The 17,169-nt window shown below is 61.0% G+C and carries 20 protein-coding genes and 1 tRNA gene; 7 read left to right on the top strand and 14 right to left on the bottom strand.

Annotated features, from left to right (window positions below; translation table 11 throughout):
• Window positions 1-97 precede the first annotated feature (97 nt).
• From QWJ46_RS25255 to QWJ46_RS25240, 4 genes are all read left to right on the top strand, one after another.
• Window positions 98-1,318, top strand: coding sequence for a phosphopentomutase (locus QWJ46_RS25255; protein ID WP_302754508.1), 1,221 nt, complete (start codon window positions 98-100; stop codon window positions 1,316-1,318).
• The gene (locus QWJ46_RS25250; RefSeq protein ID WP_302754506.1) at window positions 1,315-2,283 is read left to right on the top strand and encodes an adenosine deaminase; all 969 of its coding nucleotides are present in this window, start codon (window positions 1,315-1,317) and stop codon (window positions 2,281-2,283) included. The genes QWJ46_RS25255 and QWJ46_RS25250 overlap by 4 nt, the downstream gene beginning before the upstream one ends.
• Before the next feature lie 102 nt (window positions 2,284-2,385).
• Window positions 2,386-3,015, top strand: coding sequence for a uracil phosphoribosyltransferase (upp, locus tag QWJ46_RS25245; RefSeq protein ID WP_020920114.1), 630 nt, complete (start codon window positions 2,386-2,388; stop codon window positions 3,013-3,015).
• A gap of 126 nt (window positions 3,016-3,141) precedes the next feature.
• Complete coding sequence (locus QWJ46_RS25240; protein WP_302754503.1) at window positions 3,142-3,711, top strand: TIGR02281 family clan AA aspartic protease; 570 nt, start codon at window positions 3,142-3,144, stop codon at window positions 3,709-3,711.
• Window positions 3,712-3,717: 6 nt separating this feature from the next.
• Here the strand turns inward: QWJ46_RS25240 and deoA are convergent, their stop codons facing one another.
• The 9 genes from deoA to QWJ46_RS25195 form a co-directional block, all read right to left on the bottom strand.
• The gene (deoA, locus tag QWJ46_RS25235; RefSeq protein WP_302754501.1) at window positions 3,718-5,025 is read right to left on the bottom strand and encodes a thymidine phosphorylase; all 1,308 of its coding nucleotides are present in this window, start codon (window positions 5,023-5,025) and stop codon (window positions 3,718-3,720) included.
• A 1-nt stretch (window position 5,026) separates the two neighbouring features.
• A complete protein-coding gene (deoC, locus tag QWJ46_RS25230; protein ID WP_302754499.1) occupies window positions 5,027-5,803 on the bottom strand; it encodes a deoxyribose-phosphate aldolase in 777 nt (258 codons plus the stop codon).
• Window positions 5,796-6,602, bottom strand: a complete 807-nt coding sequence (locus QWJ46_RS25225) for a purine-nucleoside phosphorylase (protein ID WP_302754497.1) — start codon at window positions 6,600-6,602, stop codon at window positions 5,796-5,798. Before QWJ46_RS25225 ends, deoC begins: the two co-directional genes overlap by 8 nt.
• Window positions 6,599-6,988 (bottom strand): cytidine deaminase, encoded by a 390-nt coding sequence (locus QWJ46_RS25220; RefSeq protein ID WP_064800281.1) that lies wholly within the window; start codon window positions 6,986-6,988, stop codon window positions 6,599-6,601. The genes QWJ46_RS25225 and QWJ46_RS25220 overlap by 4 nt, the downstream gene beginning before the upstream one ends.
• Window positions 6,989-6,990: 2 nt before the next feature.
• A complete protein-coding gene (locus QWJ46_RS25215; RefSeq protein ID WP_184458690.1) occupies window positions 6,991-7,962 on the bottom strand; it encodes an ABC transporter permease in 972 nt (323 codons plus the stop codon).
• Between the two features lie 10 nt (window positions 7,963-7,972).
• The gene (locus tag QWJ46_RS25210) at window positions 7,973-9,076 is read right to left on the bottom strand and encodes an ABC transporter permease (protein ID WP_302754495.1); all 1,104 of its coding nucleotides are present in this window, start codon (window positions 9,074-9,076) and stop codon (window positions 7,973-7,975) included.
• Window positions 9,077-9,083: 7 nt separating this feature from the next.
• Window positions 9,084-10,595 (bottom strand): ABC transporter ATP-binding protein, encoded by a 1,512-nt coding sequence (locus QWJ46_RS25205; protein WP_302754494.1) that lies wholly within the window; start codon window positions 10,593-10,595, stop codon window positions 9,084-9,086.
• An 83-nt stretch (window positions 10,596-10,678) separates the two neighbouring features.
• On the bottom strand, window positions 10,679-11,671 hold the full coding sequence (locus QWJ46_RS25200; protein WP_302754493.1) for a BMP family protein: 993 nt from the start codon (window positions 11,669-11,671) through the stop codon (window positions 10,679-10,681).
• Between the two features lie 314 nt (window positions 11,672-11,985).
• Entirely contained in the window at window positions 11,986-12,303 is a 318-nt protein-coding gene (locus tag QWJ46_RS25195) for a hypothetical protein (protein ID WP_011423579.1), read from the bottom strand.
• A 227-nt stretch (window positions 12,304-12,530) separates the two neighbouring features.
• Here QWJ46_RS25195 and QWJ46_RS25190 point away from each other — a divergent pair.
• Window positions 12,531-12,620, top strand: a tRNA-Ser gene (locus tag QWJ46_RS25190).
• A gap of 33 nt (window positions 12,621-12,653) precedes the next feature.
• On the opposite strand, the gene QWJ46_RS25185 is transcribed toward QWJ46_RS25190, so the two are convergent.
• Together QWJ46_RS25185 and QWJ46_RS25180 are read right to left on the bottom strand one after the other, a co-directional pair.
• The gene (locus QWJ46_RS25185; RefSeq protein WP_302754666.1) at window positions 12,654-12,944 is read right to left on the bottom strand and encodes a type II toxin-antitoxin system RelE/ParE family toxin; all 291 of its coding nucleotides are present in this window, start codon (window positions 12,942-12,944) and stop codon (window positions 12,654-12,656) included.
• A gap of 2 nt (window positions 12,945-12,946) precedes the next feature.
• Entirely contained in the window at window positions 12,947-13,198 is a 252-nt protein-coding gene (locus tag QWJ46_RS25180; protein ID WP_302754491.1) for a type II toxin-antitoxin system ParD family antitoxin, read from the bottom strand.
• A gap of 222 nt (window positions 13,199-13,420) precedes the next feature.
• On the opposite strand from QWJ46_RS25180, the gene QWJ46_RS25175 reads away from it, so the two are divergent.
• Window positions 13,421-13,630, top strand: coding sequence for a KTSC domain-containing protein (locus QWJ46_RS25175; RefSeq protein ID WP_302754490.1), 210 nt, complete (start codon window positions 13,421-13,423; stop codon window positions 13,628-13,630).
• A gap of 358 nt (window positions 13,631-13,988) precedes the next feature.
• Window positions 13,989-14,228 carry a CrpP-related protein gene (locus QWJ46_RS25170; RefSeq protein WP_302754665.1) on the top strand — a complete coding sequence of 80 codons (240 nt, stop codon included), beginning with the start codon at window positions 13,989-13,991 and terminating at the stop codon, window positions 14,226-14,228.
• Here QWJ46_RS25170 and pncB read toward each other — a convergent pair.
• The 3 genes from pncB to QWJ46_RS25155 form a co-directional block, all read right to left on the bottom strand.
• Window positions 14,210-15,514: a nicotinate phosphoribosyltransferase gene (pncB, locus tag QWJ46_RS25165; RefSeq protein WP_302754489.1), complete on the bottom strand. Its 1,305-nt coding sequence runs from the start codon at window positions 15,512-15,514 to the stop codon at window positions 14,210-14,212. The genes QWJ46_RS25170 and pncB overlap by 19 nt on opposite strands.
• A 185-nt stretch (window positions 15,515-15,699) precedes the next feature.
• Window positions 15,700-16,056, bottom strand: a complete 357-nt coding sequence (locus QWJ46_RS25160) for a hypothetical protein (protein WP_302754488.1) — start codon at window positions 16,054-16,056, stop codon at window positions 15,700-15,702.
• A gap of 149 nt (window positions 16,057-16,205) precedes the next feature.
• Window positions 16,206-17,165, bottom strand: a complete 960-nt coding sequence (locus tag QWJ46_RS25155; protein WP_302754486.1) for a glyoxylate/hydroxypyruvate reductase A — start codon at window positions 17,163-17,165, stop codon at window positions 16,206-16,208.
• Between the last annotated feature and the right edge of the window lie 4 nt (window positions 17,166-17,169).

Raw genomic sequence — 17,169 nt, 5'->3', positions numbered from 1 at the left:
CCCCATCTCGAATTTGCCAAGCCAGTTGCGGCACTATATGCGTGGGCTTCAGCCTCCGACGGTCCGGAGGCCGGCGATCGGTCCTTTCGGGGGTAAAATGGCGCGCGCGTTTCTTTTCGTTCTCGATTCCTTCGGCGTCGGTGGAGCGCCGGATGCGGCAGCCTATGGCGACGAGGGCGCCGACACGTTCGGCCATATCGCCGAATTCTGTGCGGCCGGTGCCGGAGACCGCGCTGGGCTGCGCAGCGGGCCGCTTTCCCTGCCCAACATGTCGGAACTCGGGCTTCTGCACATCGCCCGGGCCGCCTCCGGCCAATTTCCGGCCGGCATGCCCCTGCCGGAAAAAGTCTACGGCATTTATGGCGCTGCCAGCGAAATCTCCCGCGGCAAGGACACGCCATCGGGCCATTGGGAGATCGCGGGGACACCCGTCAGTTTCGATTGGGGATATTTTCCGACGGAAGGCGATGCCTTTCCCCCGGAGCTGATCGAGGCCCTATGCCGGGAGGGCGACATTCCCGGCATTCTCGGCAATTGCCACGCCTCGGGAACCGAAATCATCGCCAGGCTCGGCGAAGAACATATCCGCACCGGCAAGCCGATCTGCTACACGTCCTCGGATTCGGTCTTCCAGGTCGCGGCGCACGAAGCGCATTTCGGCCTGGACCGGCTGCTTGCCTTCTGCGGCATGGCTCGCGCCCTTCTCGATTCCTACAATATCGGCCGCGTTATCGCCCGGCCCTTCATCGGGCAGTCGTCCTCCACCTTCCAGCGCACCGGAAACCGGCGCGATTTTTCCGTTCTGCCGCCGGAGCCGACGCTGCTCGACCGGCTGGTCGAGCAGCGTCGGCAGGTGCATGCCGTGGGAAAAATCGGCGACATCTTCGCCCATCAAGGCATTTCCAGGGTCATCAAGGCCAGCGGCAACGAGGCGTTGATGGATGCGTCGCTCTCGGCAATCGACGCGGCCGAGGACGGCGATCTCGTCTTCACCAATTTTGTCGATTTCGACATGATCTACGGCCATCGCCGCGACGTGCCCGGTTATGCGGCGGCGCTCGAAGCCTTCGATGCGCGTCTGCCTGAGGTCCACAAGAAGTTGAAACCCGGCGACCTCGTCGTGCTGACCGCCGACCATGGCTGCGACCCCACTTGGCGCGGCACGGATCATACGCGCGAGCGCGTGCCGATCATTGCCTACGGCCCCGGCATCCGGTCGCGTTCCATCGGCGTTCGCCGCACCTATGCCGATATCGGCGAAAGCATTGCGCGCCATCTCGGCATCCCGGGCGGAGCGCATGGAAGGAGTTTTCTGTGACATCGCATTTGAAGAAGGTCGAGCTGCACTGCCATCTGGAGGGCGCGGCACCGCCTGTATTGACCGAGGCTCAGGCGCGGAAATACGGCGTCGACATCAGCGGCGAGCTTCGCGACGGCGCCTATGTCTGGCACGATTTCGCAAGTTTTCTGGAATGTTACGACAAGGTTTCCGAGGTCTACAGGACGGAGGAAGATTATGCGCTTCTGACCGAAACCTATCTCGACGAACTTGCCGGCATCAATACGATCTACAGCGAACTCATCGTGTCGCCCGACCACGGCAAGCGCATCGGGCTCGGCGCCGATGCCTATATATCGGGCGTCTGTGAAGGCATCCGGCGGGCCAAGGCCAAAAGCGGCATCGAGGCCCGGCTGATCGTCACCGGGGAACGGCATTTCGGTCCGGAGAGTGTGATCGGAGCGGCCGAATACGCGGCAAAGGCCGGCAACCACCTGATAACAGGCTTCAACCTCGCCGGCGAGGAGCGCATGGGCCGTGTGGCCGATTATATCAGAGCCTTCGATATCGCCCGCGATGCCGGGCTGGGGTTGACGATCCATGCCGGTGAGGTCTGCGGCGCCTTCAGCGTTGCCGACGCGCTCGATGCCGTGCGCCCGGCGCGCATCGGGCATGGCGTGCGCGCCATAGAGGATCTCGATCTGGTGAAGCGGCTTGCCGATCTCGGCACCGTGCTTGAAGTCTGCCCGGGCTCCAATATCGCCCTCAGGGTCTTTCCGGATTTCGCGTCCCATCCGCTGCGCCGGCTGAAGGAAGCCGGCGTGCGGGTGACGATCAGCTCGGACGATCCGCCTTTCTTCCATACATCCCTCAACCGGGAATACGAGCTTGCTGCCGACGTTTTCGGATTCACCGACGCGGAAATCAACGCCATGACGCGCACCGCAATCGAGGCTGCCTTCGTCGACGAGGAGACGCGGCAGGCGCTGCTCGCCCGCCTTTAGGGCGAGAGGCTGGGGAAGATCGGTACAAATTCGGCTCCACTCTTGCGGTCGGGCCGATTTCCGTGAAAGAAACATTCGTTAGAAAGAATGAAAGGCTTCCCCATGGACGGCGTCACGGTCATCGATCACCCGCTTGTGCAGCACAAGCTCACCATCATGCGACGCAAGGAGACATCGACGGGAAGTTTCCGGCGCCTGTTGCGCGAAATCTCCACGTTGCTCTGTTACGAGGTGACCCGCGATCTCGAATTGACCATGGCGACGATCGAGACGCCGCTGCAGACGATGGACTCGCCGATCCTCGAAGGCAAGAAGCTGGTCTTCGCCTCGATCCTGCGCGCCGGCAACGGGCTGCTCGAAGGCATGCTCGATCTCGTGCCTTCCGCCCGCGTCTCGCATATCGGCGTCTATCGCGATCACGAGACGCTGCAGCCGGTCGAGTATTACTTCAAGGCGCCGGAAGACGTGGCCGAGCGCCTGATCATCGTCGTCGACCCGATGCTGGCGACCGGCAATTCCTCGATTGCAGCGATCGACAAGCTCAAGGAACGCGGCGCCCACAATATCCGCTTCCTCTGCCTGCTCGCCGCTCCGGAAGGCATCCGCAACTTCCGCGCGGCGCATCCGGATGTTCCGGTCTTCACCGCGGCGATCGACAGCCATCTCAACGAGAAGGGCTACATTATGCCGGGCCTCGGCGATGCCGGCGACCGCATGTACGGAACCAAATAATTTCAGCCTTCCTTTACCAAATCGCAAGACTTTATGGCCCGGGCGGTTCGCTCCGGGCCTTTTGTTATCGATATTAGCAAGTTATCAGGATTTGAGGCTTAGCAAGCTGGAAGCATGCGGCCCCGCATGAAGCGGGGTTTATACAGGAAGGATTTCTGTTTCATGCTCGTGCGTACCGTCGTATTCGCCAGCATCGCCGCGGTGTTGGCCACACAGGTACCTTCCTTCGTTGGAAGTGTCCGCCAGCAACCTGCCGACGGTCTCTCCGCCAATTACGTATCGGCCGACGCCCGCCAGGCGGCTGCACCGGCGCCCGCTTCCGGTAGTAGTACAATCCGCCTGCAGGCAGATGCGCAGGGGCACTATACCGGCAGCTTCAAGATCAACGGCAAGCCGGTGCCAGGGCTGATCGATACCGGCGCCACCTATGTCGCCCTCAACGAGACACTCGCCCGCCGGCTCGGCTACACCGCAAACCAGCTCGACTTCCGCTATGGTGTGAACACGGCGAACGGCCAGACGAAGGCGGCGCATGTGACCCTCGACCGCGTCGAAATCGGCGGTATCCGCGTCCGCAATGTCGAGGCCTTCGTGCTCAGGGACGATGCCTTGACGACCACGCTGGTCGGCATGAGCTTCCTGCAGAAACTCGCCTCCTATTCCGTCGCCGACGGCTCCCTCAGCCTCAAACAGTAAACCGCATCAGACCCGGCCAGCAATGACGGGGGCCAGTTCCGGCCTGTCGTCAGCAATGCGATAATGCCTGGCAACGGCCGCAGCTGCTTTTTCGGCTGCGGCTTCGTCGGCCGCGTGAACGACAGCGATCGGATCGCCCGCATTGATCCGGGTGCCAAGCGGCAGGAGGCCGGAGAAACCGACGCGGTGATCGATCCGGTCTGCCGGATGACGGCGGCCGCCGCCGAGATCGATGACGCTGATGCCGATACCGCGCGCGTCGCAGGCGGCCAGCCAGCCAGATCGGGCAGCCGGGACTTGTTTTTCGACCGGCGCCTTGGCGAGGTATCTCTCGGGATTTTCGACGAGATCGGCCGGTCCGCCGAGCATGGAAACCATGCGCCCGAAGCGTTCGGCCGCCTGTCCAGATGACAGGGCTCGGCGCGCTATTGCATCGGCTTCATCAGAGGAGGCGGCAATGCCCGATTTCACCAGCATCTCGGCGGCAAAGGCAAAAACCGCGGTCTCAAGCCGCGTGCCGCTCTTCCTGCCCGCCAGGAACTCCAAGCAGTTGCGCATCTCGACCGCATTACCGGCGCAATCGGCGAGCGGCTCGTTCATGTCGGTGATCAAGGCGGAGGTTTTGACGCCCGCGCCGTTCGCCACCTCGACCAGGGAATGCGCCAGCATCTCCGCCTGACGGCGGTCAGCCATGAAGGCGCCGCCGCCGAGCTTGACGTCGAGCACCAGCGTCTCAAGTCCGGCCGCGAGCTTCTTCGACAGGATGGAGGCAGTGATGAGCGGAATGGAATCGACGGTGGCGGTGACGTCGCGCACGGCATAAAGCCTGCCGTCGGCGGGCGCCAAGGTTCCGGTCTGGCCGATGATGGCGCATCCCGCCTCCTTCACCACCTTGCCGAAGAGTTCCGCATCAGGGGTGATCCTATAGCCGGGAATGGATTCGAGCTTATCGAGCGTGCCGCCGGTGTGGCCGAGGCCACGCCCCGAGATCATCGGGACGGCGAGGCCGCAGGCGGCGGCGATCGGCGCCAGCATCAGCGAGACATTATCGCCGACACCGCCGGTCGAATGTTTGTCGGCGATCGGACGGTCGATATCGCCCCATTGCAGCCTGTCGCCGGAATTGGCCATCGCCAGCGTCAGGGCAACGATTTCCTCGCGTGACATGCCTTTGAACCAGACGGCCATAGCGAAGGCGCCGACTTGGCCTTCAGACAGCTGCCCGGCGGCGAGTGCCGCGATGAAGGAGCTGATATCGGCGGCGTCGAGTTCCTCGCCATCGCGTTTACGCCGGATGATCTCCTGCGGAATCATCTCAATAGCTCGACGCCGCAGCCGGCGCCGGCTGCGCTCCGCTCAGAACCGCCAGTATATCATCAAGCAGGCCGGAAGCGCCGAAACGGAAGGTCGAGGGCATGGCCCAGTCCGGCGCCATGATGGTTTCGGCAAGGCTGAGATAGAGCGCCGCATCCGCCACCGAGCCGATGCCGCCAGCCGGCTTGAAGCCGACCTTGCGCCCACTTTCACGAATGGCCCGGATCATGATGTCGGCGGCTTCGAGCGTCGCGTTGACGGCGACCTTGCCGGTCGAGGTCTTGATGAAATCGGCGCCGGCTTCAATAGCAAGTTCGGAGGCACGGCGGATCAGGGCCGCATCCTTCAACTCGCCGGTCTCGATGATCACCTTCAGCAGGACGGGGCCGGCGCATTCGGCGCGCACCGCCTTGACCATGTCAGTCACCGCCTTCTCATTGCCTGATATGAGCTTGCGGTAGGGGATGACCAAATCGATCTCATCGGCGCCATCGGCAATCGCCTCACGGGTTTCGGCGGCGACATCGGCCACTTCCATATCGCCTGCTGGGAAATTGACGACCGTTGCGATCCGCACGGGATGGCCGGCGCCGAGGATGTTGCGGGCATGGGCGACGAAACGCGGCCATATGCAGATCGCGGCGCTGTTGCCGTAGGGCGTCTGCGCGCGGGCGCAGAGCGTATCGATCTGCGCCTCGGTGCAATCGTCCTTCAGATTAGTGAGGTCGAGAAGGGAAAGGGCGACCGCCGCCGTTTCCCGGATTGAATGGCTAGTCATTTTCGCTTTCTCCCGCAATCATCTCTTTCAATATGGCGGCGAGACGGGCGCCGCCGACGGGCGCCATGTCCTTGGTTTCTTCATGGCTGAGCTCATTGCCGGTCATGCCTGCTCCATAGTTGGTGATAACGGAAGCGGCCGCAACCCTCAGACCCAGCATTCTTGCGATGATCACCTCCGGCACCGTCGACATGCCAACGGCATCGGCGCCGAGGATGCGCGCCATGCGGATTTCGGCCGGCGTTTCGAAGCTCGGACCGGAAAACCAGATATAGACGCCCTGTCCCAGCTCTATCTTGAGCTTTGCCGCTGCCTTCCGCATCGCCGCTGCGAGGCCGGCGTCATAGGCATTGGTCATGCCGACGAAGCGATGGTCGCTCTCCTCGCCGATCAGCGGGTTCATGCCGGAATAGTTGATGTGATCGGTAATCTGCATCACCGAACCGGGCGGCATGTCGTCACGCAGCGACCCGGCCGAATTGGTCAGGATCAGCGCCTCGACGCCGAGCGCCTTCAGCACCTCGATCGGCAGGCGCATGGCGTTGGCATCGCCCTTTTCATAATAATGCACGCGGCCGGAAAGCATGATGACCGGCTTGCCGCCGAGGCGGCCGGCAACGACTTCGCCGGCATGGCCGGAGACTGCGCTGACCGGAAAGCCCGGCAGATCGCGATAGGGAATACGGACAGCGCCTTCCAACTGGCCAACGAGCGAGCCGAGACCGGAGCCGAGCACGATGCCGTGGCGCGGCTTGATCGCGCCGAGCAATGCGGCGAGCAGGTCGACCGTCGTCCTCATCCGAGTTCCGTCTCGAAGCTGAAGGGAAGAAGCTCTTCCATCGTCATGGTCTTCTTCACGCCCGCCTCATCGCAGAGATAGATCTTCGTGTCCTTGGCGGCGAATTCGGAGATCTTCTGGCGGCAGCCGCCGCAGGGCGGGCAGAGCGGCAGCTTCTCGGCGATCACGGCCATTTCGACGATCTTCCTGGCGCCGCCCATGATCATGGCGCTGATCGCCGTCGGCTCGGCGCACCATCCTTGCGGGAAGGAGAGATTTTCGATGTTGGCACCGGTATAGACCTTGCCGTCTTCGGCGCGGATCGCCGCACCGACCGGGAATTTCGAATAGGGCGCATGAGCAAAGGCCATGGCGCCGCGAGCGGCCTCGAACAGGTCGTGGGACATGATCAACGCTCCTTCGTATAGGGCACGCCGCCGGCCTTCGGCGGGATTGCGACGCCGATGAAGCCGGCAAGCAGGATACAGGTCAAGATATAGGGCAGCGCCTGGAAAACCTGGACCGGCACTTCACCGACCAATGGTACCTGCTTGCCCTGCATGAAGTTCGCCAAAGCATCGAGGAAGCCGAACAGCAGACAGGCAAACATCACCGGTACCGGCTTCCACTTGGCGAAGACCAGGGCAGCGAGCGCGATATAACCCTTGCCGGCCGACATGTCCTTGATGAAGGCGGCGGACTGGGCGATCGCCAGATAGGTGCCGGAAAAGCCGCAGAGGATGCCGGCGCACATGACGGCGCGGTAGCGCAGCCAGGCAACCGAAATGCCTGCCGTATCGACTGCGCCCGGATTTTCGCCGACAGCGCGCAGCCGGAGGCCGAAACGCGTGCGGTAAAGCACCCACCAGGAGAAGGGCACGGCGAGGAAGGCGAGATAGGTGAGGATATTGTTGCCCGATATGACGCTTGCATAGAGAGGACCGACGATCGGTATGTCGTGGAGGGCATCGGCGCCCGGCAGGATGATCGGCGCGAAGCGGGCCTCAGGCGCCAGCTGCGGCGTGCGGCCGCCCTGACCGAACCAGGCTTGGCCGAGGACAATGGTGATGCCGGCAATGAAAAAGTTGATCGCGACTCCGGAGACGATCTGGTTGCCGCGATTGGTGATCGAGGCAAAGCCGTGCACCAGGCTGAGCGCCACCGAGCAGACGACGCCCGCGCCTAGCCCTAGCCAGGCGGAATCGGTGAGATAGGCGATACAGGCGGCGGCGAAGGCCGATCCCAGCATCTTCCCCTCAAGGCCAATATCGAAGATGCCGGCGCGCTCCGAAAACAGACCGGCGAGCGCGGTGAAGATCAGCGGGATCGACAGGCGGATAGTGGACGCCAAGATGCTGATGAAGATTTCATAATAATCCATCGTCCGCTCCTCAGGCTCGCTTGAACTGTTGATAGAAGCGCACAATCGCCGGCCGGAACATATATTCCAACGCGCCGGCGAACAGGATGACCAGACCCTGGATGACGAGGATCATTTCTCGGGTGATGTTCGGCATTTCGAAAGAGATCCAGTCGCCACCCTGGTAGAGAACACCGAACAAGATGGCTGCGAAAATGATGCCAAGCGGATGGTTGCGGCCCATCAGCGATACGGCGATACCGACGAAGCCAGCGCCGCTAACGAAACCCACCTGCAGGCGGGCGGAGGCGCCCATGACAGGATTGAGCGCCATCATGCCGGCGAGCGCGCCGGAAAGCATCATGGCGATCATCACGATCCGTACATAGGGCATACCGGCATAGGAAGCGGCCGTCGGGCTAACGCCCAGCGTGCGCATCTCGAAACCAAGCTTCGTGCGCCAGATAAGAAGCCAAACGGCATAACACATGACCAGCGCAATGATGAAAGAAACGTTCAACGGGGCAGCACCGAGCTTTGTCCCGAATATCTCCATCAGCCATGTTAGCTTCGGCAACTGCCCGCCCTCGAGGAATGTGCGTGTTTCCGGCGCCATTTTGCCGGGCACGATCAGTACGTGCACCAGCAGATAGTTCATCAGCGAGGCGATGATGTAGTTGAACATGATCGTCGTGATGACGATATGGCTGCCGCGTTTCGCCTGAAGCCATGCCGGAATGAAGGCGGCCATCGCACCGAAGAGGGCAGCGCCGACGACCGCAACCGGCATCGTCACATACCATGGCAGGTAATTGTCGAGCGAAAGCGCCACCAAAGCGCAGCCGAGGCCACCAACATAGGCCTGACCTTCGGAGCCGATGTTGAAGAGGCCGGCATGGATTGCCACCGCAACGGAAAGACCGGTGAAGATAAAGCTCGTCGCGTAGAACAGCGTGAAGCCGATGAATTCGCCATTGCCGAGCGAACCCTCGAGCAGCAGCGACAGCGCACCGAGCGGGCTCTCGCCGATCAGCCAGACGACGAAGCCTGAGATCAGGAAGGCGACGACGAGGTTTAAAAGCGGGATCAGACCGTAATTGATCCAATTGGGTAGCGGAACGGAAGCAGTGCTCATAAAGGCCTCACGCGGCAATGCCGGCCATCATCAGGCCGAGGGTCTGTTCACCGGCATCGGGCGTCTTCTCACCGACGACATGGCCGGCGAACATGACAAGGATACGGTCGGAAAGGGCGCGGATCTCATCGAGCTCGACGGAGACGAGCAGGATCGCCTTGCCCGCGTCGCGCATCTCGATGATCCGGCGGTGAATGAATTCGATGGCGCCGATATCGACGCCGCGTGTCGGCTGGCCAATGATCAGCATCTTCGGATCGCGTTCGATTTCGCGCGCGACGACGATCTTCTGCTGGTTGCCGCCGGAGAAATTGGCCGTCTTCAGCCGCGGATTCGGCGGGCGGATGTCATATTTTTCGATCTTCTCCATCGCATCCTGGCGGATCGCGTCGAGATCGAGCAGCGGCCCTTTGCTGTAGCCCGGACGGCGGTGATAGCCGAGGACGGAGTTTTCATATTCCTCGAATTTCAGCACCAGCCCCATATGGTGCCGGTCCTCAGGAATATGGGCAAGCCCGAGGTCGCGCAGGCGGGCGGGATCGGCCTTGTCGATCGTCTGGCCGTCGAGAAGGATTTCGCCGGAGACAGGCTTCCGGATACCGGCAATCGCCTCCAGCAATTCGGACTGGCCGTTGCCGGCGACACCGGCAATGCCGACGATCTCGCCGGCGCGCACCTCGAAGGAGACGTTGTCGACCATGGTGACGCCGCGGTTGTCCTTGACCGTCAGGTTGCGGACGGAGAGTACGGCGGCGCCCGGATTGGCTTCGCCCTTCTGCACGCGCAGCAGCACGCGACGACCGACCATCAGCTCGGCAAGCTCCTCCACCGTCGTTTCCGTCGTCTTGCGGGTGGCGACCATCTCGCCGCGGCGCATGACGGAGACCGTATCGGTGATCGCCATGATCTCGCGCAGCTTATGGGTGATGAGGATGATCGTCTTGCCCTGGTCGCGCAGCACCTTGAGGATGCGGAAGAGGTGATCGGCTTCAGCCGGCGTCAGCACGCCTGTGGGTTCGTCGAGGATCAGGATCTCGGCGCCACGATACATGGCTTTCAGAATTTCGACGCGCTGCTGCAAGCCGACCGGCAGCTCTTCGATCAGTGCGTCGGGATCGACTTCAAGACCGTATTCGGTTTCCAGCCGCTTGAGCTCGGCGCGGGCCGATGCGACGCCTCTGGCCAGCAGCGAGCCGCCTTCGGCGCCGAGCATGATGTTCTCGAGCACAGTGAAATTGTCGACCAGCATGAAATGCTGGTGCACCATGCCGATGCCGGCGGCGATCGCCGCCTGGCTGTCACGGATGGTGACCGGATTGCCGTTGACGCGGATCTCGCCGCTGTCGGCGTGGTAGAAACCATAGATGATCGACATCAGCGTCGATTTCCCGGCGCCGTTTTCACCGATGATGCCGTGGATCGTCCCCTTGGCAACGGTGAGGTTGATGTCCTTGTTGGCATGGACGGCACCGAATTTCTTATCGATGCCGACAAGCTCGATAGCGGGCTTATCTGTCACTGCAGGCTCCAAATAAGAAAAGGGCGTATGGCGAAAATCCCCTCCGCCATACGCCCGATCTCGATATTACATCAGGGCGCTGATCACTTCGGGCAAGCGTTGTCCGAGGTGTAATCGTGAACCTTGACGGTTCCGGCGATGATATCGGCCTTGGCCTTGTCGACGGCAGCCTGCATTTCCGGCGTGATCAGCGACTTGTTGTTGTCGTCGATCGCAGCGCCAACACCATCTTCCTTGACGCCGAGGGCCTGAACGCCAGCGGTGAACTTGTCGTTCTTGGTGTCGGTGTAGGCGTTATAGACGGCGAGGTCGACGCGCTTGACCATCGAGGTCAGGACCGAGCCCGGATGCAGATGGTTCTGGTTGGAATCGACGCCGATCGACAGCTTCTTGTTGTCGGCGGCGGTCTGCAGAACGCCGAGACCGGTGGCGCCGGCTGCCGCGTAAATGACGTCGGCGCCTTGGTCGATCTGGTTCTTGGTGAGCTCACCGCCGCGAACCGGGTCATTCCAGGCTGCACCCGTCGTGCCGGTCATGTTCTGGAAAACCTCGACATCGGCCTTGGCAGCGCGCGCACCCTGCTCGTAACCGCATTCGAATTTGCGGATCAGCGGAATGTCCATGCCGCCGACGAAACCGACCTTGCCGGTCTTGGATGCCATACCGGCGAGAATGCCGACAAGGTAGGAGCCTTCTTCTTCCTTGTAGACGACCGAGCGGACGTTCGGCTTGTCGACGACGGAATCAACGATGATGAATTTGGTATCGGGGAATTCGGCTGCGACCTTCTCGATTGCCGAAGTCCAGGCGAAGGAAACGGCGACCACCGGATTGAAACCGCGGCTTGCGAAGTTGCGGATGGCCTGTTCACCCTGGGTGTCGCCGGTCGGCTCGAAGTCGCGATAGGCGATGCCGGTCTCGGCCTTGAACTTCTCGGCGCCGTTATAGGCCGCTTCGTTGAAAGACTTATCGAACTTCCCGCCGGTGCCGTAAACCAGCGCCGGCTTGACATCGGCGGCCAACGCCGTCGTCGACATGGCAGCCACGGCAAGGAGAGTGAGAAGGGATTTTTTCATTGTGCAGCCCTGTTGTTGCTATTTGTTTGGGGTCCTCCCGCAAGCCCTTTTCGGACATGTCTGCGGAACCACCGACCTCCCCCCGGAGGCCTGGCTGCGCGCATCCTTGCATGGCTCACGGAAAAATTCACCAGAAATTTTTCGGCTGGTAAAGATTTGCAGCGATTGCTGAAAATCAGTTCTTGCCGGCTGATTTTTGGACATTTCCGCTGCCTGGATGCAAAATTTCCCGCCAATCCGACAGCGATGTCAGGGTCACGGAAAGATCGGCGGCGACCGAATTCCGGCCGGGCGCCGGCGGCAAGACAGCTTGCCTATGCCGTGAAACGACCGGCCACCGGCGGCTTCTTGTAGCCGATCATCCAAAGAAGCAGCGCGATCACCAGAAAAACCGCAAAGGCCGGCTGCAGCATCAGCCACTGGAAGATGAAGGCATAGAAGCGCGGGTGGATATAGTAGGAAAGCGCGGATTGCAACGACGTCAGCGTGTCCGGGCTCACATCCTGCCAGGCATCCGACATCGGCGTCATCACCACGGCCGACGCCGCAACCGACTGGATCGAATCGATGGTCCCGGCAATAACGGCTGCCGCAAGCGCGACAAGACTCGCCAGACGCAACAGGAAACGCATCAATCCCTCCGACGCTTCGATATGCCGGACAATTCCGGCGAGCCCGCGCCATTCTCCACCTTGAGAATTACATAGTCATCGATGAGGTGAAGCACAATGGGATGGGCCGAAGGGAGTTTTATCGGAAGAAGTCAAAAAACTGTTAGATTTGGGTTGATCGGCAAAAATTCATCGGTATATATCGCGCCGTTCCGACGATTTGCTCCTATCCGGGCGCGAACGCCAAAGGACAGGTGGCCGAGTGGTTTAAGGCGCACGCCTGGAACGCGTGTGTACGTGAAAGCGTACCGAGGGTTCGAATCCCTCCCTGTCCGCCATCTTCACATCTGGATCTTCCAAGAGATTGAATTTTAAGCCTGGGCGGCCCAATCTTCGTGTCCATGGCGAATACGGACAATGAGAACATCCTCGCTCTCTGTAACCATATAGACGACGAGATGGGCCTTGAACGGATGAACGCGCATCGGAGGAGAAATTTCATGCCGTTCACGCGCCATACGGGGATTGGCGGCAATCAGATCGAAGATGGCGTAAAGTTCATCGTGATATTGCCGAGCCTGCGCTGAACCAAATAGACGGATGCCCGTTTCGGCTATGCCGATCACGTCTTCTTCCGCTTCTTCCGAAAGGCGAAAGCCAATCATCAATTGCCGCGAGGGCTTTCCACCCGCGCCCGCGCCGCCCCAAACAGATCGTCTTTCGACCGCGACCCGATGCCGCTCTTCAAGCCTTCATCGACAAAGCGCTGCATAGCGGCGATCTTGTCGTTTCGCTCCTGATCTTTCCGGATAAGGTCGCGGACATAATCGCTCGCATTGGCATAACGGCCTGTTTTGGTTTGCGCTTCCACCCAGTCTTTCATGGGATCGGGCAGGGATACATTCATAGTCGCCATTTCAGGTCTCCGTTTCACGAAATTTGTATTGTTTGGCAAAGTTTGTCAAATGTCGCCGCACGGCACGCTCTTTCACAGTCTGGCAAGGAAGCGAAGACCCGATCCCACCGAATGAAGTGTAGTGCTGACCAGAAAGATTCCTGAATTTTTACCACGCTGCTTCACCGCGTCTTTGCACGTTTGAGTTTAGGTTCTGCCAAACCAAAAACAGAGGTAAAGCAGGTGGAAGAACTTTCGGTGAAATCGAAGATCATCAAATCCGTCTATTTCAGTCAGGAAGACGGGCGGCTCAGGATCTGCTTCAAGAACGGCGAGGAGCGTCTGTTCGAAGGCGTGCCCTCTTCGGAAGCCTATGCGATGACGTCGGCGCCGTCTCCCGGACATTATTATCTCGACCGGATCAGGACGCGGTTTCGCAGACTGGCCGCCTGAAATCCGTCGGCCCGGCTGGAAATTGCGCCGGATTGAGACGGGGCCGGTGGATATTAACCACTGGCTAACTCTCGCCTTCATCACCGTTGGATCGGCCCGAGTGGAAAGCGGCAATTGTCAGTGCTGCCGCTTTCAGAGGTTCGGTCAGCCGGGAGGCTCGGTGGCGGACCCCAGCCAGGAAGCCGGGCCTCCCCGTCACGCCCAATCCAATTCGCCAGATCATCCGAGGTCGCCTTCGATTGCCTTGAAATAGCGAAATGGGGCTAATCCTGTGAAAAACCGGAATGCTCACATCCGGACTCGACAATGCTTCATTAGCATGATTGCATAAACCCATGGAACGGGAGGCCGGGTGATGATGTTCGAGAATCTGCTTGAAATGCAGGAGCGTGGCGTGCGCGACCGTGCTCGTGGCCGCAGCCTCGCGGACAATCCAATGTCGAAGCCGGATGTGCTGCCGATCACCGATCTGCAGGAATGGTATTCGATGTTCGACGCCTGGCGCTTCGGTTGGTCGATCGAGGATGCGATGGCGGGGCATATCGATGCGCCCCGTCATGGCCGCGCTTCATCTCGTGCCTATACCAGGACGGTCTGATCGACCCGATCCTCGGCACCGAAGAATTTCAGGTAACGCTCGACCTCCGCCGGTTCGCCGGTCGCCTTCTGCGGATTGTCGGAGAGTTTCACCGCCGGACGGCCGTTGGCGTCGCTGACCTTGCAGACGATCGAGATCGGATTGAGGCCTGATATTTCCGTCGGCGCGCAGCCGGCAAAATCATTCGTCAGGTTGGTTCCCCAGCCGAAGCTCATGCGCACGCGGCCTTCGAAATGCCGGTAGGTATCGATGATGGCGTCGACATCGAGACCGTCGGAGAAGATCAACAGCTTCTGGCGCGGATCGCGGCCCATCTTCTTCCACCAGTCGATGATCTTTTCCCCGCCTTCGATCGGCGGCGCGCTGTCCGGACGGAAGCCGGTCCAGTCGGCGACCCATTCGGGGGCGTCGCGCAGGAAGGCCGCGGTGCCGAAGGCGTCCGGCAGGACGATCAGCAGGTTGCCGCCATAGAGCTTGTTCCAGTCGCGCAGGATCTTGTAAGGGGCGTTGCGCAGTTGCTCATCGGTCTGCGCCAGGGCGGCTGCCACCATCGGCAGCTCGTGGGCATTGGTGCCGACCGCCTCAAGATCGGAATCCATCGCCAGCAATACATTGCTGGTGCCGGTGAAGGCCGGACCGATACCTTCCTTCAGCGCCTCGACGCACCAGCGCTGCCAGAGAAAGCTGTGGCGGCGGCGGGTGCCGAAATCGGAGATGCGTAAGCCGGGCAACTCCTTCAGCCGCTCGACCTTCGACCACATCTTTGCCTTGGCGCGGGCGTAGAGCACATCCAGCGTGAAAGGACCGAGCGCCCTCATCGCCGAGCGCGAACGCAGCTCGTTGACGATGGCGAGCGCCGGGATCTCCCACATCGTGGTTTCCTTCCAAGACCCATGGAAGTCCAGCACATATTGCCCGTCCTTCTTCGACAGCTCGTATTCAGGGAGCTGGAAATTGGACAGCCAGGCCAGGAATTCCGGCTCAAAGATCTGCGCGCGGCCGTAGAAACTGTTACCCGCCAGCCAGATCATCTCCTTCTTGGAGAGCCGCAGCGTGCGGGCGTGGTCGAGCTGCTCCCGCAATTCGCCCTCATCGATCTCTTCGGCGAGATGCGCGCGCTTGGTGCGGTTGATGAGGGTGAAGGAGGCGTTCACATCAGGATAGAGCTTCCAGATCATCTGCAGCATCAGCAGCTTATAGAAGTCGGTATCGATCAGGCTGCGGATGATCGGGTCGAGTTTCCAGGCGTGATTGTAGACGCGTCTCGCGATATCGGTCTTGGCCATGAGATTCCTGCCCCTGTCCACTCCGGTCAGGTGCTGCCAAATTCCCAGGTGCTGCCAAGTTCCGGGCCGGCGCACGAAACCGGCTCGTGCGCCTTCTTATCGAAAACTCGGCGGAGAAAGTCCAGACAAAACAAACATCCCGCCGCATGGTGGCGACGGGATGCGGGAGATCATCTGTCGAACGCCTATTGGGCCGGAGGTTGAGCCGGGGCCACAGGAGCGGTATTCGGGGCCGGCGCCGTTTGCGGCGTCTCGGTCTGGACCGCATTGCCATTCTGCATGGTCGGCGCGCGTGCTGCGTCCGACTGCTGCTGCTGGAGCTGTTGGCCGGGCTGCTGCGGCGCCACCTCGTTCGCCTCGCGGCGGCCCCAGATCTCGACTGGAATCCAGACCACGAAAGCAAGGATCAGCGCCACGAGCAGCACGGTCAGGATACGATAACCCATACGCCCCTGCTTTGCCTTGACCGGCGGGATTTGCTGTTCCTTGTGAAGCTTTCCGTCGGATTTTTCCCAGCGTGTTTCGGTCTGATGCGCCATCATCGTCTCCTTCGCTGCCTTGGCGGCCGATCCGGCCGCAAAGAACTTCGCAAGGAAAACGGGTGGCCGTCTGGAAGGTTCCGGGCTGACACGTGCCGCGGTCTTGGGAATAGCCAAACCGCCGCAGCTTTGGCGCGAGATGCCGCTTAAATCTAATAACCGGCGGCGCGATCGATCACGAACTGCAGCGGCTCGCCGCGCTCAAAACGGGCGATCTGCATCTCGACATGGCGGAACAGCGCGTTCTCTTCGGAGACCGCCGCGTCATGCGGGGTGATGAACACATTCTCCAATTCCCACAACGGGCTGTCGGCGGCGAGCGGCTCCACTTCGAAAACGTCGAGAGAAGCGCCGCCGAGGGTCCCTTCCCTGATGGCCGAGACGATGTCGGTCTCGATCTGGCTCTTGCCGCGGCCGGCATTGATGAAGACCGGCAGTCCGAGCGCACCGTCGCGGCGGAGCTTCTTAAATAGCCCGCTATTATAGAAGCCGGTCGTCTCAGGCGTCAGCGGCAGCAGGCCGACCAGAATGTCGGTCTTGGCAAGAAACCGGTCCAGTTCGCCCGCGTCAAAGGTCTCGACGCCGTCGATTGTTTTACGGGTGCGCGACCAGCCGATGACGTTGAAGCCGATTACTTTCAGCTTGGCGAGCGCATCCTGGCCGAGAATGCCGAGCCCCATGACGCCGACGGTCACCTCCGCCGCTTCCGGCGCGATCAGTTTGGCCCATTCGCGCCGCCGCTGCTTGATGTCATGGGCATATTGCCCGCGCAGATGCATCAGGCACTGCATGACGACCCATTCGCTCATGCGGGTCGTCAGGCTGCGGTCGACGAAACGGACAATCGGAATATCAGGCAGGCCGGCCATGCCGATGATGTGATCGACACCGGCACCGCCCGAGAAGATGACCTTGAGGTTTGGCGCCCGGCTGAAAAGGTCGGCATCCGGCTTCCAGAGAAGAGCATATTCGGCAGCATGAAGATCACGCGCGACATCAGCCGGATCGGCGAGATTGATGCTGCCGCGATCGGGAAACGCCGTCTTCAGCGCACGGGAAACGCCTTCGGGATTGAACTTGATGTCGACAAGAACGGGAGGAGGTACGGACATGATC

The organism is Rhizobium sp. CBN3 (assembly GCF_030518245.1).
GTDB lineage: Bacteria > Pseudomonadota > Alphaproteobacteria > Rhizobiales > Rhizobiaceae > Rhizobium > Rhizobium aethiopicum_A.
This window is presented reverse-complemented; position numbering and strand designations above follow the sequence as displayed.

What these genes read in the sequence shown, in the direction of transcription:
- QWJ46_RS25255 (WP_302754508.1), top strand. Translation starts at nt 98, where the DNA reads ATGGCGCGCGCGTTTCTTTTCGTTCTCGATTCCTTCGGCGTCGGTGGA.
- upp (WP_020920114.1), top strand. Translation starts at nt 2,386, where the DNA reads ATGGACGGCGTCACGGTCATCGATCACCCGCTTGTGCAGCACAAGCTC.
- QWJ46_RS25240 (WP_302754503.1), top strand. Translation starts at nt 3,142, where the DNA reads ATGAAGCGGGGTTTATACAGGAAGGATTTCTGTTTCATGCTCGTGCGT.
- deoA (WP_302754501.1), bottom strand. Translation starts at nt 5,025, where the DNA reads ATGATTCCGCAGGAGATCATCCGGCGTAAACGCGATGGCGAGGAACTC.
- deoC (WP_302754499.1), bottom strand. Translation starts at nt 5,803, where the DNA reads ATGACTAGCCATTCAATCCGGGAAACGGCGGCGGTCGCCCTTTCCCTT.
- QWJ46_RS25225 (WP_302754497.1), bottom strand. Translation starts at nt 6,602, where the DNA reads ATGAGGACGACGGTCGACCTGCTCGCCGCATTGCTCGGCGCGATCAAG.
- QWJ46_RS25220 (WP_064800281.1), bottom strand. Translation starts at nt 6,988, where the DNA reads ATGTCCCACGACCTGTTCGAGGCCGCTCGCGGCGCCATGGCCTTTGCT.
- QWJ46_RS25215 (WP_184458690.1), bottom strand. Translation starts at nt 7,962, where the DNA reads ATGGATTATTATGAAATCTTCATCAGCATCTTGGCGTCCACTATCCGC.
- QWJ46_RS25210 (WP_302754495.1), bottom strand. Translation starts at nt 9,076, where the DNA reads ATGAGCACTGCTTCCGTTCCGCTACCCAATTGGATCAATTACGGTCTG.
- QWJ46_RS25200 (WP_302754493.1), bottom strand. Translation starts at nt 11,671, where the DNA reads ATGAAAAAATCCCTTCTCACTCTCCTTGCCGTGGCTGCCATGTCGACG.
- QWJ46_RS25195 (WP_011423579.1), bottom strand. Translation starts at nt 12,303, where the DNA reads ATGCGTTTCCTGTTGCGTCTGGCGAGTCTTGTCGCGCTTGCGGCAGCC.
- QWJ46_RS25180 (WP_302754491.1), bottom strand. Translation starts at nt 13,198, where the DNA reads ATGGCGACTATGAATGTATCCCTGCCCGATCCCATGAAAGACTGGGTG.
- QWJ46_RS25170 (WP_302754665.1), top strand. Translation starts at nt 13,989, where the DNA reads ATGTTCGAGAATCTGCTTGAAATGCAGGAGCGTGGCGTGCGCGACCGT.
- pncB (WP_302754489.1), bottom strand. Translation starts at nt 15,514, where the DNA reads ATGGCCAAGACCGATATCGCGAGACGCGTCTACAATCACGCCTGGAAA.
- QWJ46_RS25160 (WP_302754488.1), bottom strand. Translation starts at nt 16,056, where the DNA reads ATGATGGCGCATCAGACCGAAACACGCTGGGAAAAATCCGACGGAAAG.
- QWJ46_RS25155 (WP_302754486.1), bottom strand. Translation starts at nt 17,165, where the DNA reads ATGTCCGTACCTCCTCCCGTTCTTGTCGACATCAAGTTCAATCCCGAA.